This window comes from Psychrobacter alimentarius (genome assembly GCF_001606025.1).
In the GTDB taxonomy this organism is placed as follows: Bacteria; Pseudomonadota; Gammaproteobacteria; order Pseudomonadales; family Moraxellaceae; genus Psychrobacter; species Psychrobacter alimentarius.
On the sequence record NZ_CP014945.1, the window covers coordinates 2,888,778 to 2,902,714 of the forward strand.

Below are 13,937 nucleotides of genomic sequence, written 5' to 3' on the forward strand. Positions count from 1 at the left end.
TATTACTACAGATATTTACGTTTTATTTACAACGCTTTCAACTGCTCCATCTGCGCCGTCATTGCAGTCAACTGCCCTTCTAGCTCAGCCAGTTTTGCTTTCTCAGCATCGACGACTTCGACTGGCGCTTTACTCACAAAGCCTTCATTACCAAGCTTACGAGCGATACCTTCAGCTTGACCTTTCAACTTATCATATGACTTGCCCAAGCGAGCCAGCTCAGCCGTTGGATCGATGAGCCCTTTCATCGGCACGAGCACACGTAGCTGACCGACCATACTTGATGACGATAATGGCACGTCATCGCCTTCTTTGACGATCTCTAGGCTCTCGACTTTGGCAAGCGCTTTGAACTGGTTTTTGATACGCGATAGGCGCGCTTCTTCTTCACTAGAGACGTTTTGTAGCAGTACTGGCAGACGTACGGCATTACCAAGCTTCATCTCACCGCGGATATTACGGACGCTCGCGATCAGCTCTTGTAGCCACGCCATATCCGCCTCAGTTTGTTCACTGATTTGGCTGTCATCGGTCTGTGGATAGCTCGCGATCACGATGCTGTCGGTGTTTTTACGACCGAGTAGCGGCGCGATGGTTTGCCAGATTTGCTCAGTCAGATACGGCATGATTGGATGCGTGAAGCGTAGCGCGGTCTCTAGCACATGCAGCAGCACATAGCGGATTTGCGCTTTGCGCGCATCCGACACCGAGTCATCATTGAGACTGGCTTTAGCAAGCTCCACGTACCAATCACAGTACTCGTTCCAGATGAACTCATAGATATCTTGGCTGACCATATCGAGACGATACTGAGCGAAATGCTGATGAATGTCTTTGATGCTAGAGTTCAGACGACTCATGATCCACTTCTCTGGTAATTCCCATACGTCAGGGTTTGCCGCTTGGTCGATAGGCTTGGCATTGCTGTCACCATCCACACAGTTCATGAGGACAAAACGGCTGGCGTTCCAGATTTTATTACAGAAGTTGCGATAGCCTTCAACGCGTTTGAGATCAAAGTTGATATCGCGACCGGTACTGGCAAGCGAGGTAAAGGTAAAGCGCAGTGCATCGGTACCATACGCTGGGATGCCTTCTGGGAACTCTTTACGCGTTTGCTTCTCAATCTTGGCCGCGTCTTTTGGATTCATCATGTTGCTGGTGCGCTTTTCGACCAGCGCTTCTAGCTCGATACCGTCGATCAAGTCAATCGGATCTAAGACGTTACCTTTTGATTTTGACATTTTTTGACCATTACCATCACGCACCAGACCATGGACATAGACAGTCTTGAACGGTACTTGCGGCGTGCCATCTTCGTTTTTCACAAAGTGCATGGTCATCATGATCATGCGCGCAACCCAAAAGAAGATAATGTCAAAACCTGTCACGAGCACGCTGGTTGGGTGAAAGGTTTTCATCACGCGTGGATCGGCGTTGACATCTGCCCAGTCAAGCGTACTGAACGTCCATAGACCTGAGCTGAACCACGTATCAAGTACGTCATCATCTTGACGCAGTTTTACATCGTCGCTTAGGTTGTATTTAGTGCGCACTTCCGCTTCATCACGGGCGACATAGATTTCACCTGTCGCATCGTCATACCATGCGGGGATACGATGACCCCACCACAGCTGACGGCTGATGCACCAGTCTTGTAGATCGGTCATCCACGCCATATACATGTTTTTGTACTGCGCAGGGACGAACTCAATGCTGCCGTCTTCTACTGCATCAATCGCAGGCTTAGCAAGCTCTTTGACCGCGACGTACCACTGATCGGTCAACCACGGCTCAACGATCGTACCGCCACGCTCAGCACGTGGGGCTTTTAGCGCATAGTCCTCTACCTCTTCTAGCCAGCCCTGCTCGCCTGCTTGCTCTACAAGGAACTTACGAGCGGCAAAACGCTCAAGTCCTGCGTACTCGCTCGGCGTGGTCTCTAGCTCTGGCTCACGTGTCTGCAAGTCAGGATAGACTTCCATCGCTCGCAAGATATTGGCGCGCTCATCAAGGATGTTAATCAGCGGCAAGTTATGACGACGACCCAATTCATAATCGTTGAAATCATGTGCTGGGGTGATTTTGACACAGCCCGTACCAAAGTCTTTTTCGACGTAATCATCAGCGACGATAGGCACGACACGACCCGTGATTGGCAAGGTAATAGTTTTGCCGACCAAATGTGCATAACGCTCATCGCTCGGATTGACTGCGACCGCCGTATCACCAAGCAAAGTCTCAGGACGTGTGGTGGCGACGACCAGATAGTTTTTACCATCTTGAGTCATCAAGTCTTTGTCAGTGAAATGATAGCGGAAATGCCACAAGCTGCCTTTTTCATCATGGTTTTCTACTTCTAAATCAGACAGTGCCGTTTGGAACTTAGGGTCCCAGTTCACTAGGCGCTTACCGCGATAAATAAGACCATCGTCAAACAGGCGTACGAACACTTCTTTTACTGCATTGGACAGACCATCATCCATGGTAAAACGCTCACGCGACCAGTCAACCGAGCTACCCAAACGGCGAATTTGGCTGGTGATGTTACCGCCCGACTCTTCTTTCCATTCCCATACTTTATCGATGAAGTCTTCACGCGTCATATCACGGCGTTTGATACCTTGCGCCTCCAAACGACGCTCAACAACCATTTGAGTCGCGATACCAGCATGATCCGTACCTGGTTGCCACAACGTATTATCACCATCCATGCGATGATAACGGGTCAGCGCATCCATGATTGCATTGTTAAAGCCATGACCCATATGCAATGAGCCGGTGACGTTCGGTGGTGGCAGCGCAATAGAAAACGACTCGTCTTTATCAAAGCTTGGTTTAAAATAACCGCTTTCTTCCCAACCTTGATACATGCCTGCTTCCACCTCACTGGGATTGTAGGCGTTTTCTAGTTGATTCAGAGCTGCTTGGATAGATTGGGTCAGATTGGTTTTCGCGTTGCTATTAGTACTGGTATCGGTATCGGGATTGCTCATAGTAAAAAGGTCTTTTATTGATAATGGATGTGGTCAGACAATGGATGTAAAAAATAGATAATATAATGAATACCGTGATTTTAACGCAGATAGGCAGATTTTGTTAGATGCTAAGGCAATTTATCGGAGCTTAACAGCGGCATTCAACAATTAACAACCTTAATCAACTGAACGCTCACCATAATCAATCATTGCATGCGTTAAAATATAACGCTGCTATAAGGTAGAGCAACGCTATAGAATATAGCCATGTCTTTTTATTAACATCAATCTGGATAACAGCGAGCCAACCGTGTCCCAAGATACCGAGTATAACAATAACGCTCATGCCAATAAGGTCAACGGTGCGCCTATCATTGATGGTGCCACTCATCCTGCGTACGAGGCAAAAGATGAACCAGAGGATGAGGGCGACCATACTGCTTTGGATGATGAGCTTGAAGCGACTGAGCAGTTAGAAGATGAAGATTTTTCTGAAGACATCAGCAAGGAGGACAAAGAAACCATCAAAAAAGTCGCCAATGACGACAACGCCAGTCAAGCAAAAAGCCATGCCAGTATCTTGGTTGAGCAGTCCATGGACGCCCGAAAAACCTTTGAGCGTTCGCTTGGCTCATTATTCACCAGTGCTTTTACCGCTGGGCTTGAGATTGGCATCAGCTTCTTTATGATTTTATCCGCTTTTGCCCTTCTCAATGAAATGCTGCCAAGTCATTATGCGCTCGTCCTCGCTTCCCTACTTTATCCCATTGGTTTTATCATTGTGGTCATTGGTCAGTCATTGTTATTTACCGAACAAACCTCGCTTTTGAGCCTGCCTGTATTGAATGGTTTTGAACCTGTAAGCAAACTATTGCGCCTTTGGGGCATTGTAATCGCAGGCAACGTGGTCGGTGGCTGTTTGTTTGCAGCCTTAATGATTGGTTTGGGCTTGAATATGCATCTGTTTAGCGCAAGTAGTATCGATACTTATGCCGAGCATATTTTGGGATTTAGGTGGTGGGTCATATTTGGCAGCGCCATCTTGGCAGGATGGATGATGGGGGTCACAGCGTGGCTTGTGACCTCAGCGCGCGATACCCTTAGCCGGATTGTGTTAGTCACTATTATCACAGGCAGTATTGGATTTTTGGGTTTGCATCACAGTATCGTTGGTAATATCGAGGTATTCTCTGCTTTACTATATGGCAATACGGTCAGCTTGTGGCGCTATTTGGAATTTTTGGCGGTGGTATTGGTAGGCAATACGGTCGGTGGCGTGGTGTTTGTCGCGGTACTCAAAAACCGTACGTTCTTGTTTGATATCGAAAAAGTAAAAGAGCAAACCGCTGATGACAGAGCCAATGATAGCCGACATATAAATATCCGTCGGCCTTAGTGCTTGGCAAATCATATTGAATGATAAACGCGCATAATGAGAGTCACAGCAATCAATGCACTGGTTACCCATAAGCAATTTAACAACCTTAAACTGCTTATGGGAGTTGATTCCTCATCCATCAACGTAATGCGCTTTGCTTTATGACCTCTATCTAAGCTCTAGATGCCGCCAAAATACCGCTCTTTACTTCCGACTTCTTAAGCTTATGATACTTTGCACTAAAGATTCTGACCAAAATCCCAGCGGTCAAAAACATGATCAAGGTATAAATGGCAGGCATCAGCGACATTTTATAATTGGCCAATAGTGTCAGCGCCATAAAGATTGACAAGGTGCTGTTTTGTAAACCAACCTCTAATGTCACTGACGCTCTTTGTGCCAAATTCAGTCCGAACCATTTACTCGTGTAATAACCAAGCGCCATGGTAGACAAGTTCAATAATAAAGACACTGGCCCCGTGGCAAAAAACGCTTCAACGATAATGTCTCTTTGTACATAGCTCAAAAACGCCACCAAAAACGCCAAAAATGTCACGCCAAATCTAGACACATATCGCTGTGAGCTATCCGCGACCCTAGGCGCAAAGCGTTTGATCAGCATGCCCACACTGATGGGTAATATCGTCAGCAATACCAAAGTCAATACTGTCTTTAACACAGGCAATTGAAACTCGCTGCCCGCCCCCATAAAGTGAATCAATGAAAAGCTTAGAACGACAGGAATACTAAACACAGTAATGATGCTGGCAATCGCCGTCATCGTCACGGATAGTGCCACATCCCCTTTGGCAAGATAAGTAAATAAGTTTGAAGTTGTGCCGCCTGGGCAGAGTACCAGTAGCATGACGCCAACCGCATACTCAGGCTCAAGTGGCATGATGTTTGCCAAGGCAAAGCCAATGACTGGCAGCAATATCAGCTGATTGGTCAAGCCGATACCGACGGCTTTTGGGTATTTTAAGACGCGTTTAAAATCATTGGTGACGAGGGTCAACCCCATGCCCATCATGATCAAAAACAAGCAAATAGGAATGACAACGGAATTTACTAGCGTGACTATCTCAAGACTTTCCATAACTACATCCATGTAGGTAAGACCCTTCTTTGGGTCAGTTTATGACAATGCCGTGATGCTCAATCAGCCAATCCTGCTGATTATTTGGGTAAAAGCCACCATCGGCATCAGTGTTTTCTTGTGATGCTCTTTGTCTGACAGTGTTTTTTGTACCGTACTATTTTGCACACTACTTACTAACACGCCCTATCATGATGATAGAACGAGAAAATTCAGTATATCGTGCTAAAAGTCTCTGTATTTACTTTATCTAACGACTCATCAGTCAAATAAGAAATAGTATCTTTGGGAAGGATAGTTTTAGGAGGAAATAAAAACATGCGGGTAAAAAGTAGCAGATACGGTCGATTTACTTTAAAAAACAGATAGTGTGAGTGGGACGATTTTTTGCTACCTCTGTGTTAGCAGCACGCAAGAAAAAGTGATAGCACCTGCTGTATCGATGTTATGTTGAACTGGCTATAGCAAGTTTATATAGAGGATTTAGCAGCAATTGTATTGTTACTGTCGATACTGATGACCGCTGTACCATAGGCAATAGCCTCTACCATGCTGCCCAATTGATTGATGTTAGTCACTTCCATCCGTAAGCCATAGATATGGTTATAGCCTTTTACATTGGCTTCGGTACGCATGCGTACAATGGCTTCACGGCGTGCACGATCCAATAATGTCTCGTAAGTGGTCAAGTTTTTGCCAAATAGGCTTAACACACGCGCTATGATCATTTTGAAGTAATCTTGAGCAATGACAACGCTACCCAGTACCAACTCGCCCTCGCTACCAGCCGCCAGTTTGGGACAATAAAAGCGCTCGCTTGAGACAATAATATGAACCAACTCTTGCTCCGACACGCGCAGCTGCGCTAAATGCTGACGCTCATGACGCGACCCAAAAAACCACCCAGCCGCGAATAATAAAATAAACGGCGCGTAGTTGATGAGAAATTGAGTGAGAGAGTTATTCATGACACGTCTCTTAATATAAAAAGCATCAATGCTTCGACAGAATGCTTTGAGCGTTGGCTAATCAACCAAAAGGATTGAAACGTGGCAAATCATCTGTCGGTACAGGTGCAGGGTTTTGGGCTGGCATAGATTGCCCGTAAGCATCATTTGGCGGCTGAGTGGCTTGTTGCGGCATGGGAATGGCTTTGACTGCAGTGCCGTAAACGAATAGCTCAGAGGCGCCCTGTGCAATACTAGACGTCGAAAAACGTAAGCCCACAACTGCGTCAGCACCCAAGGCTTCGGCTTTGACAACCATCCGATCTATCGCCTCTTGACGCGACTCTTCTAGCAACTCGGTATAAGCGGTTAATTCACCACCAACGATGTTTTTTAACCCAGCAAACAAGTCTTTGCCGACATGCTTTGAGCGTACCGTACTGCCGTACACCACATCTAGGCGCTCGGTGATTTGGTAATTGGGTAAGTGCTCAAGATTGGAGAGTTGCACAGTCATAGGACGACCTTATCGGTGACTTAATAGGATGAATCAAAAAACGCTAAGCAGTACTGATAATAAGTGATATTCAACCGTACTGCTTATGGCTATTTTTAATAATACGCTTAATCGTTGGTATGGAACAACAAGAACAACTCAGTCAAATTGCCTTCAATGCTATTGGCCATTTGTACCAGCTTATCCTCATCGCGGCGCATATCCGCAAGCTCTGGATCTTCATCATCGATACCGCTTAACACGATCATCGGCAAGGTTAATACCGCCACATCTTCTGCTGTCTCTTCATCTTCAAACCAGTCGCTTGCTTCATCAGCATACATGGCATCTACAAAGCCAATCGACCAAGCAACGATGTCCGACTCATCTGAAAAATCAACGGCCACTTCTTCGTTACCAGCGTCTTCTCCAAACGGTAACTCAATGGGTGTCTCGTTTTTTAACTCAGCCATGATAGCATCGCGCCAGCGCTTGATACCGTCAATGACGTTTTCAGGCACTTCACTGGTGTGGCCTTCAAACAACGCGTCTATCCAATTTGGTAATGGACGACCTATCACCGTCGCTGTCAAAAAACCATGCGCGGCAACGCTATCGAGCACAAACTGGCTCTCTTGATTGTCCAAATAGTCTAGTAATTCATCGAAACTTAGTGGGTTACTCATGATGTCATGATCCTTAAGAGAGGGGTTGCGTCAATTGTAATGGCTGATGGAATAAGCGCAGGATAGCGGATAATCTGAAGACAGAGGTTGTCTGGATAAGTCGCCAAACAACCATAATAAAATTAAAAACTTTATAAAAACGAGGGATTAAGCGCCGAAAAAAACCACAAACAAGATACCATCAGCTTAACACAGCCGAATCCATAATCTCGATTAAAAGGCTTTAGTCGGCTTAAATGACGCTATTTTTTGACTCTAGGTCGTCATATAAACCTAAAAACTAAAGATCATCATCCCAGTCATCGCCATCTTCGTCGAAGTTGTCGATATCATCTAGATCATCTTTGAGTTCTTTGGCCAGACGCTTCTCTTCTAACAAATTGTCGATTAGTCGACGCTTTTCAAGACTGCTTAGGCGTGTACGTACACTCGTCTCGGCCTCTTCCACCATCTTTGCATCATCATCGTCGACAAAATCATCATCAAAATCGTCGTCAATATCTGTGTCACTCATGACAAGCTCCTATCGTTTTTAGCAAGGGTATTAAAAACATATCAATATATATATGCCTTATAAAGTCTCTATTGAATGTTGTCAATCCTTTTTATCATGATGACAGATTTAATAGCCGATACTAAGATAACGGTAAAACAAACAATTGTATATAAATATAATGACAATTATATCGTTGATTCGCTGTCATTTTCGATCATCAGTACAGCGTTACGAACATCGGCTAGTCGCTGTATCATGGCATCATTACCACCATCGAAAATCGCACACTCGCGCTCATAGACCGTTGTCGGGCGCATGATGCTATGCACTTGAACATGGTGATTGATTTGTTTGATACCAGCGTTTGGCAACAAAATCAACATTTGCTCTTTGCGACCAACGCTGTGTAACAACTGTGTCATTGCCTCTGACTGAGCATCGTCGCTCACCCCTGCTTTTGCAGGTAACGCAAACCGTGATAGCTCAATATGCTTATCATGGATGATTTTATTGAGCATTAGGTAGAGCTTACCAAGCATCACGCCTGCCAGTGCCACTTTTGCATGACTGTTATCTGCCTTTAACAACACACTAGCGCCTTTGTCTTCAAACCGTGGCTCATTTATTAGGCTAACACCCAGCAATAAAGGCTGTTTGAGCAATTCAGTTATCGCTTGGTTCAATAGCTGCGTACACAATGCTAAATAAGGCAAGCGTTGAGACGGTGCCAAACGCTCGAGCATATTGAACTCATCGTGAAAGACCAGCTGCACACGCACACTGTCGAACGCTCGTGTGGCAGACAGCCTAGAAGCACCACCAAATTTGGTTGACGTATGACTGGTGCTACCGGTGTCGCCCTGTGCATCATCACTCGCTTCCGTTGTCTCACCCATTTTACTTGCGGCCATATCAACCGTTTCGCTTGCAGTGCCTTGGCTCTGTTGCTTTCTCAAGTATTGATTGACCTCATTATGGATGTCACGTTTTTTTACGGTGCTGGTCTCGCTATCCGTCACCGTTTCATCTGAGCGCTCGGTGCCCATGTTTTCTCTATCCGCTGAACGACGTTCAAAATTGCGATCATAGTTCCTCGGATCCATTTGCATATATTGCTCACGATGCAGATTTTGGATTTCGCGGCTAAGGGCATTGATTTGTTCTTTGGTTGGGCGCGCAAGATAGCCATAAATCACCCAAAGTAATAAATGCAGCAGCATAGTCCCAATGACAAACGGCCATTGCATGGCGATAATTTCGCCTTTACTCACATCTTTCAAAGTCAAGGCAACGCTGCCAATGACCGCCTCCCCTTTGGTTGCAATTTGACGAATGGTATCGCCTTGTTGCATGGGCGCATTGCCCACGGGTACTAAAATCTCATCTTTATTGTCTTTAATCAGTATCCGTGTGACATCTTGCTCGCTGGTATAGCGATTGGCAATAACGCTGAGGCTGACACGGTCTTTATTTTCTAAAGACAACCTCGCTTCATCAATCAGCTGGGCGACCATCTGCTCGCCTTTTAACGCACGACTATTGCTCAGCTGTTGGTCAGTACTAATGACCAATAACAGAGTCTGCAAACAAAAACTAACCAGAAGAATTATGGCAAACAACCCTTGCCGCGGCGCTAAATACGTCATGATATGGTAAACTTTTTTGGATAAAAGAAATTAAAAAACAAGGCTATCGCTCATTTTTTGGCTAATTTAAAAAAATGGTACTGCGTGTGTCTCTATCACTCGTGACTGGAATCAAGTAACACCCTTTAAACCTGCTAAGACATCATTACTGAAAACCACTGTTTTAGGCATCCATACTTCGCGTAAACTGATACCATTTTGGCTCGTTCACACTGGTCACAAGAGCCGTCACATACTCAGCGAATATTCGCTACTATATCACCATAATAAGTCTTATAGCGTTAGCGGCTTGAGAAATTTATTACAACATGAGCCTGTTACTTCTTCTACTTTTTGAGTGACAATAGTCATTTTTAGGACACTATGATACTTTGCGTGCCCTCTATAGGCGCTGCTTAGTAAAACTGGTATTATTCCTAATCTTATATGAGCATACAAGGGACAATTGAGGCATGCCAAACAATACATCTTATTCGTTACCAAAAGACAGCAAAGCATGGCAACAAGCCGTCGATTCTGTTGCGTCGTTATTACCGAACGATACCAATTTGCAAGATTTTGATGCGCTACAGTCTCTCCCTGTGTTTGCCCTTATTGTTGTGTTGCCTGCCAGAGTATCAACACTTGATATTCATCAATATGTACAGTCATGGGTCGATGAGCAGCCAAACTGGCATTTGGTGACAGTTGCAGAAGATGCGGATGCAAGTTTTGTCAATATCACCGTGTCTGATACCGAACCGATGGCAGGAAACGCTCAGCGTCTACCCTTTACACAATCACAAGTTTTTCGCTATCTGTTAGTACCAGTAACCGACACGCTAATGCATCCTGGCAAAAAAACCGCCGCCGCTCATATCATTGACGATCAGCTGACAACACGCTTGCGCCACGATTTAACCGAATCGTACAAGAATACTTATCGTACAAACAGTGCCGACTCATTAGACGTCGTCGATTGCCATATCTTATCTGTCGGTCACATGCTACGCACCCATAAGCTTGCTTGCTTTGATATGGATTCAACCTTAATTGAGCAAGAAGTCATCGTCGAGCTTGCAAAAGCGGCTGGCGTAGGTGAGAAGGTTGAGGCCATTACTGAGGCGGCAATGCGCGGTGAAATCGACTTTGATGAATCCTTCGCGCAGCGAGTGGCACTGTTAAAAGGTCTGTCAACAGATGTGCTTGATGAGATATGTGGGCGCTTGACGCTATCAACTGGCGCTCGTACCACAATCAGCGCACTAAAAGCACTGGGCTATCATACGGTGCTGGTATCAGGTGGCTTTACGTATTTTGCTCGTTATATCGCGGAGCAACTTGGCATTGATGAAGTACACGCCAACCGCTTAGACATCGAAGATGGGGAAGTCACTGGACATGTGCAGTTGCCTATCGTCAATGGTGCCAAAAAAGCCGCTATCGTCGAACATACGGCTGAGCGATTGGGGATTGAGATGTCACAAGTGGTCTGTATTGGCGACGGTGCCAATGATTTACCAATGATGGCTATCGCAGATTTGGGCGTGGCTTATCGCGCCAAGCCTATTGTTCAAGCGCGTGCGGACGCCGCTATTAATGCGACAGGACTTGAAGGCACGCTTTATGCTCTTGGGTATCCTGCATTTGCTCCTACTAAATAATCGCTCCATACTCAAGTTTATACTATGAGCCAGATTAACGAACCTTTAAGTCAGATTAATGGCGGCATCGTTGATCTGGCTTTTATGCGACACAACATTACGACACACTTATCAGATTTAATACGGCCATCTACTGCATTGCTGTTTTAGCATGACTGTTGGCATTCATTTTCAGCGCTTATCGTTAAATAATAAAGGATTTGTCCATGACGGCACCACAATCACCGCGACCGAACGAGTCGTCAACGCCGCAATTACCGGATGAAAATACCCGTCTTATTACTGACAGCCCAAAGCAATTATTGGGCATCTATATTAGAGGTATGGCTATGGGCGCGGCAGATATCGTACCTGGCGTCTCTGGTGGTACGATTGCCCTGATTGCTGGCATTTATGAGCGATTGATTAACGCTCTCAGTAGTATTGGACCCAATCTTTGGCAGATATTTCGGCAGCAGGGCGGTATCAAAGGATTGTTTGCTGTATGGCGCGCGGTGGATGCTACCTTTTTGCTTTTCTTAGTATTAGGAATTGCCACAAGCTTTGCTACGTTAGCTGGCATGATCAAATATTTATTGGATTATCAGCCACTACTCATTTGGTCATTCTTTTTTGGCTTGGTCGTAGCAACTGTTCTTATCTTATTAACTGAGATAAAACGTTGGAATATAGGGCGAGTGGTACTATTTTTTGTTGGTCTTATCGCCGCAGTCGTTATCAGTAGCTTGCCTTTACTCACCGCAACACCAAGCTTGCCTTATCTGTTTTTTGCAGGGGCAATCGCTATTTGCGCCATGATACTACCAGGCATATCAGGCTCTTTTATCCTATTATTGCTCGGTGCTTATGACACGGCTTTAGAAGCGGTACACACTCTGAATTTTACTATTATTTTTACGGTTATCGCTGGTATGGCAACGGGGCTTTTATTGTTTACTCGTGCGCTCAAATGGTTGTTATCCCGCTACTATCAAGCGACCCTAACGTTGCTCACAGGATTTATCGCAGGCTCTTTAGTGAAAGTATGGCCTTGGAAAGTTGATGCGCTGGGCACGCTCAACAGCACCGCCGTCACCAATGTTATGCCGTGGCAATACCCTACTGGTGCACAGTGGTTGACCACCTTGGGGCTTATGCTATTAGGCGCGGTTTTGGTATCGCTATTATCTTGGTGGGGCCATCGTAGCAATCGCGTATAAATGCTGACTGAGTCAAAACTCATGCCAAGTTAACCTTTAATCGCTCTCTTTGATCGCTACTGCAAACACCATTGAAACAATTTTTTATCATAAAAACTAAACGCGCATTTTATGGCGTTTAGTTTCAAATCTGTGATAAATAACACCTAAAACTCATCAAAAAATTAAACGTCAACGGTTGTCGCAAAGTCGCCTCTACCCTCTTTAGCTTTGTTCAACAAACTTTCATAATGATGACATTGAAATTCACCTTATGAATAGCGAGATGAATGATGTTATTAACTGTCTTTTCTTTTATTGGTATCGCTACTTTGAGTGGCACTGCATTGCTCGGTTATGGCGGACTAATCGGCTTAATCGTGGCGCTTGCTTTGTCCTCTCAGCGCTGGCTACTATGGTACCTATTCGGTGGTATGGCTTATTGGTTGAGTGTGGAAGTGCTCCAGAGCTTACTCGCCTCTCGCCCTATGCTGTCGGAGCTGTCAGAATGGCACAGCTACGTAATTGCAATGGGTATCAGCTGGCTGCCTTTAGTCGGCTGGGTATTGTACCGAGCACTACGTTACGAAGATGTGAGTCGCACTGTACAGCAGCAGCGTGCTTTGGAAGCAGCCCGTTATAAAGAGCATACGCCTGTCTATGATGACGACTATCAACCGCGCTTTCACTAAGGATGTCACCAGCATGTTGGCATCATTGAATGTTACAAGATACTTAACGCTCTCTACGTAACTCCTAAAGAATTGCCACCTGTCCATCGTTTATAATCTATTTATATATTTGTCAATAAAACTGGTATAAAGTACGCACTATTTGCGTCTCATTCTTTAGGAGTTTATTTATGTTTACTGTGCCTGTATTAAATATTAAGTCTGATCCGTTAGATGTATTATTAGCGGTCGTGGGTTATCGTTTGTCAATGCTTGCTGATAGTGACAATGAAGACATCAAAGCGCTATTTGCTGACCGTAAAGTAACTATTGAAATCGCAAGCGACGAGTCTGATATTGCTCGTTATTTTAGATTTGATGATGGTCAATTTAGCCAACATAGCGGCCATGCCGAAAAAGCAGATTTAACGATCAATTTTAAAGACTCTATGACTGGCGTTAAGCTCTTAACTAAGGGCGATCTTCCTTCCTTTATGACAGCGGTCCAAGAAGGCAATCTAAGCATTGAGGGCGATTACAGCCTAATGATGTGGTTTAACAAGCTGGCCAAACATATCGTGCCACCTATTCCAGAAGAATATAAACCATATCTCCAAAAAGCCAAGCCGTATGCTTATAAAGCACAAAATTTTGCCAATCATTGGATCGGTGTGGCGAAGCATAAAATGGGCAAATAACCCGCAAGTTATCAAATGAATAGC

General features: G+C 45.0%; 12 protein-coding genes. 5 read left to right on the forward strand and 7 right to left on the reverse strand.

Annotated elements, in window-relative coordinates; translation table 11 throughout:
• Positions 1 to 26 precede the first annotated feature (26 nt).
• Positions 27 to 2,996 carry a valine--tRNA ligase gene (locus A3K91_RS11950; RefSeq protein ID WP_062845466.1) on the reverse strand — a complete coding sequence of 990 codons (2,970 nt, stop codon included), beginning with the start codon at positions 2,994 to 2,996 and terminating at the stop codon, positions 27 to 29.
• A gap of 292 nt (positions 2,997 to 3,288) precedes the next feature.
• On the opposite strand from A3K91_RS11950, the gene A3K91_RS11955 reads away from it, so the two are divergent.
• Entirely contained in the window at positions 3,289 to 4,374 is a 1,086-nt protein-coding gene (locus A3K91_RS11955; RefSeq protein ID WP_062845467.1) for a formate/nitrite transporter family protein, read from the forward strand.
• 154 nt (positions 4,375 to 4,528) lie between these two features.
• Here the strand turns inward: A3K91_RS11955 and A3K91_RS11960 are convergent, their stop codons facing one another.
• The 6 genes from A3K91_RS11960 to A3K91_RS11985 form a co-directional block, all read right to left on the reverse strand.
• Complete coding sequence (locus tag A3K91_RS11960; RefSeq protein ID WP_062845468.1) at positions 4,529 to 5,452, reverse strand: bile acid:sodium symporter family protein; 924 nt, start codon at positions 5,450 to 5,452, stop codon at positions 4,529 to 4,531.
• Positions 5,453 to 5,922: 470 nt separating this feature from the next.
• A complete protein-coding gene (locus tag A3K91_RS11965; protein ID WP_062845469.1) occupies positions 5,923 to 6,420 on the reverse strand; it encodes a YbjQ family protein in 498 nt (165 codons plus the stop codon).
• A gap of 61 nt (positions 6,421 to 6,481) precedes the next feature.
• Positions 6,482 to 6,916: a YbjQ family protein gene (locus tag A3K91_RS11970; RefSeq protein WP_062845470.1), complete on the reverse strand. Its 435-nt coding sequence runs from the start codon at positions 6,914 to 6,916 to the stop codon at positions 6,482 to 6,484.
• Positions 6,917 to 7,023: 107 nt separating this feature from the next.
• On the reverse strand, positions 7,024 to 7,581 hold the full coding sequence (locus A3K91_RS11975) for a UPF0149 family protein (protein ID WP_062845471.1): 558 nt from the start codon (positions 7,579 to 7,581) through the stop codon (positions 7,024 to 7,026).
• Between the two features lie 280 nt (positions 7,582 to 7,861).
• A complete protein-coding gene (locus A3K91_RS11980; protein WP_062845472.1) occupies positions 7,862 to 8,095 on the reverse strand; it encodes a PA3496 family putative envelope integrity protein in 234 nt (77 codons plus the stop codon).
• Between the two features lie 167 nt (positions 8,096 to 8,262).
• Positions 8,263 to 9,723, reverse strand: a complete 1,461-nt coding sequence (locus A3K91_RS11985) for a hypothetical protein (protein WP_062845473.1) — start codon at positions 9,721 to 9,723, stop codon at positions 8,263 to 8,265.
• A 452-nt stretch (positions 9,724 to 10,175) separates the two neighbouring features.
• Between A3K91_RS11985 and serB the strand changes: the two genes are divergently transcribed.
• The 4 genes from serB (at position 10,176) to A3K91_RS12005 (ending at position 13,913) form a co-directional block, all read left to right on the forward strand.
• Complete coding sequence (serB, locus tag A3K91_RS11990; protein ID WP_062845474.1) at positions 10,176 to 11,366, forward strand: phosphoserine phosphatase SerB; 1,191 nt, start codon at positions 10,176 to 10,178, stop codon at positions 11,364 to 11,366.
• Positions 11,367 to 11,572: 206 nt separating this feature from the next.
• Entirely contained in the window at positions 11,573 to 12,565 is a 993-nt protein-coding gene (locus A3K91_RS11995) for a DUF368 domain-containing protein (RefSeq protein ID WP_062845475.1), read from the forward strand.
• A 269-nt stretch (positions 12,566 to 12,834) separates the two neighbouring features.
• Positions 12,835 to 13,236: an AciT family ciprofloxacin tolerance protein gene (gene aciT / locus A3K91_RS12000; RefSeq protein WP_228139866.1), complete on the forward strand. Its 402-nt coding sequence runs from the start codon at positions 12,835 to 12,837 to the stop codon at positions 13,234 to 13,236.
• Positions 13,237 to 13,406: 170 nt separating this feature from the next.
• On the forward strand, positions 13,407 to 13,913 hold the full coding sequence (locus A3K91_RS12005) for an SCP2 sterol-binding domain-containing protein (RefSeq protein WP_062845476.1): 507 nt from the start codon (positions 13,407 to 13,409) through the stop codon (positions 13,911 to 13,913).
• Positions 13,914 to 13,937: the final 24 nt, after the last annotated feature.

Coding starts and splice junctions, on each gene's coding strand:
- A3K91_RS11970 (WP_062845470.1), bottom strand. CDS start 6,916: ATGACTGTGCAACTCTCCAATCTTGAGCACTTACCCAATTACCAAATC.
- serB (WP_062845474.1), top strand. CDS start 10,176: ATGCCAAACAATACATCTTATTCGTTACCAAAAGACAGCAAAGCATGG.
- A3K91_RS11975 (WP_062845471.1), bottom strand. CDS start 7,581: ATGAGTAACCCACTAAGTTTCGATGAATTACTAGACTATTTGGACAAT.
- aciT (WP_228139866.1), top strand. CDS start 12,835: ATGATGTTATTAACTGTCTTTTCTTTTATTGGTATCGCTACTTTGAGT.
- A3K91_RS11950 (WP_062845466.1), bottom strand. CDS start 2,996: ATGAGCAATCCCGATACCGATACCAGTACTAATAGCAACGCGAAAACC.
- A3K91_RS11960 (WP_062845468.1), bottom strand. CDS start 5,452: ATGGAAAGTCTTGAGATAGTCACGCTAGTAAATTCCGTTGTCATTCCT.
- A3K91_RS11995 (WP_062845475.1), top strand. CDS start 11,573: ATGACGGCACCACAATCACCGCGACCGAACGAGTCGTCAACGCCGCAA.
- A3K91_RS11985 (WP_062845473.1), bottom strand. CDS start 9,723: ATGACGTATTTAGCGCCGCGGCAAGGGTTGTTTGCCATAATTCTTCTG.
- A3K91_RS11980 (WP_062845472.1), bottom strand. CDS start 8,095: ATGAGTGACACAGATATTGACGACGATTTTGATGATGATTTTGTCGAC.
- A3K91_RS11965 (WP_062845469.1), bottom strand. CDS start 6,420: ATGAATAACTCTCTCACTCAATTTCTCATCAACTACGCGCCGTTTATT.
- A3K91_RS12005 (WP_062845476.1), top strand. CDS start 13,407: ATGTTTACTGTGCCTGTATTAAATATTAAGTCTGATCCGTTAGATGTA.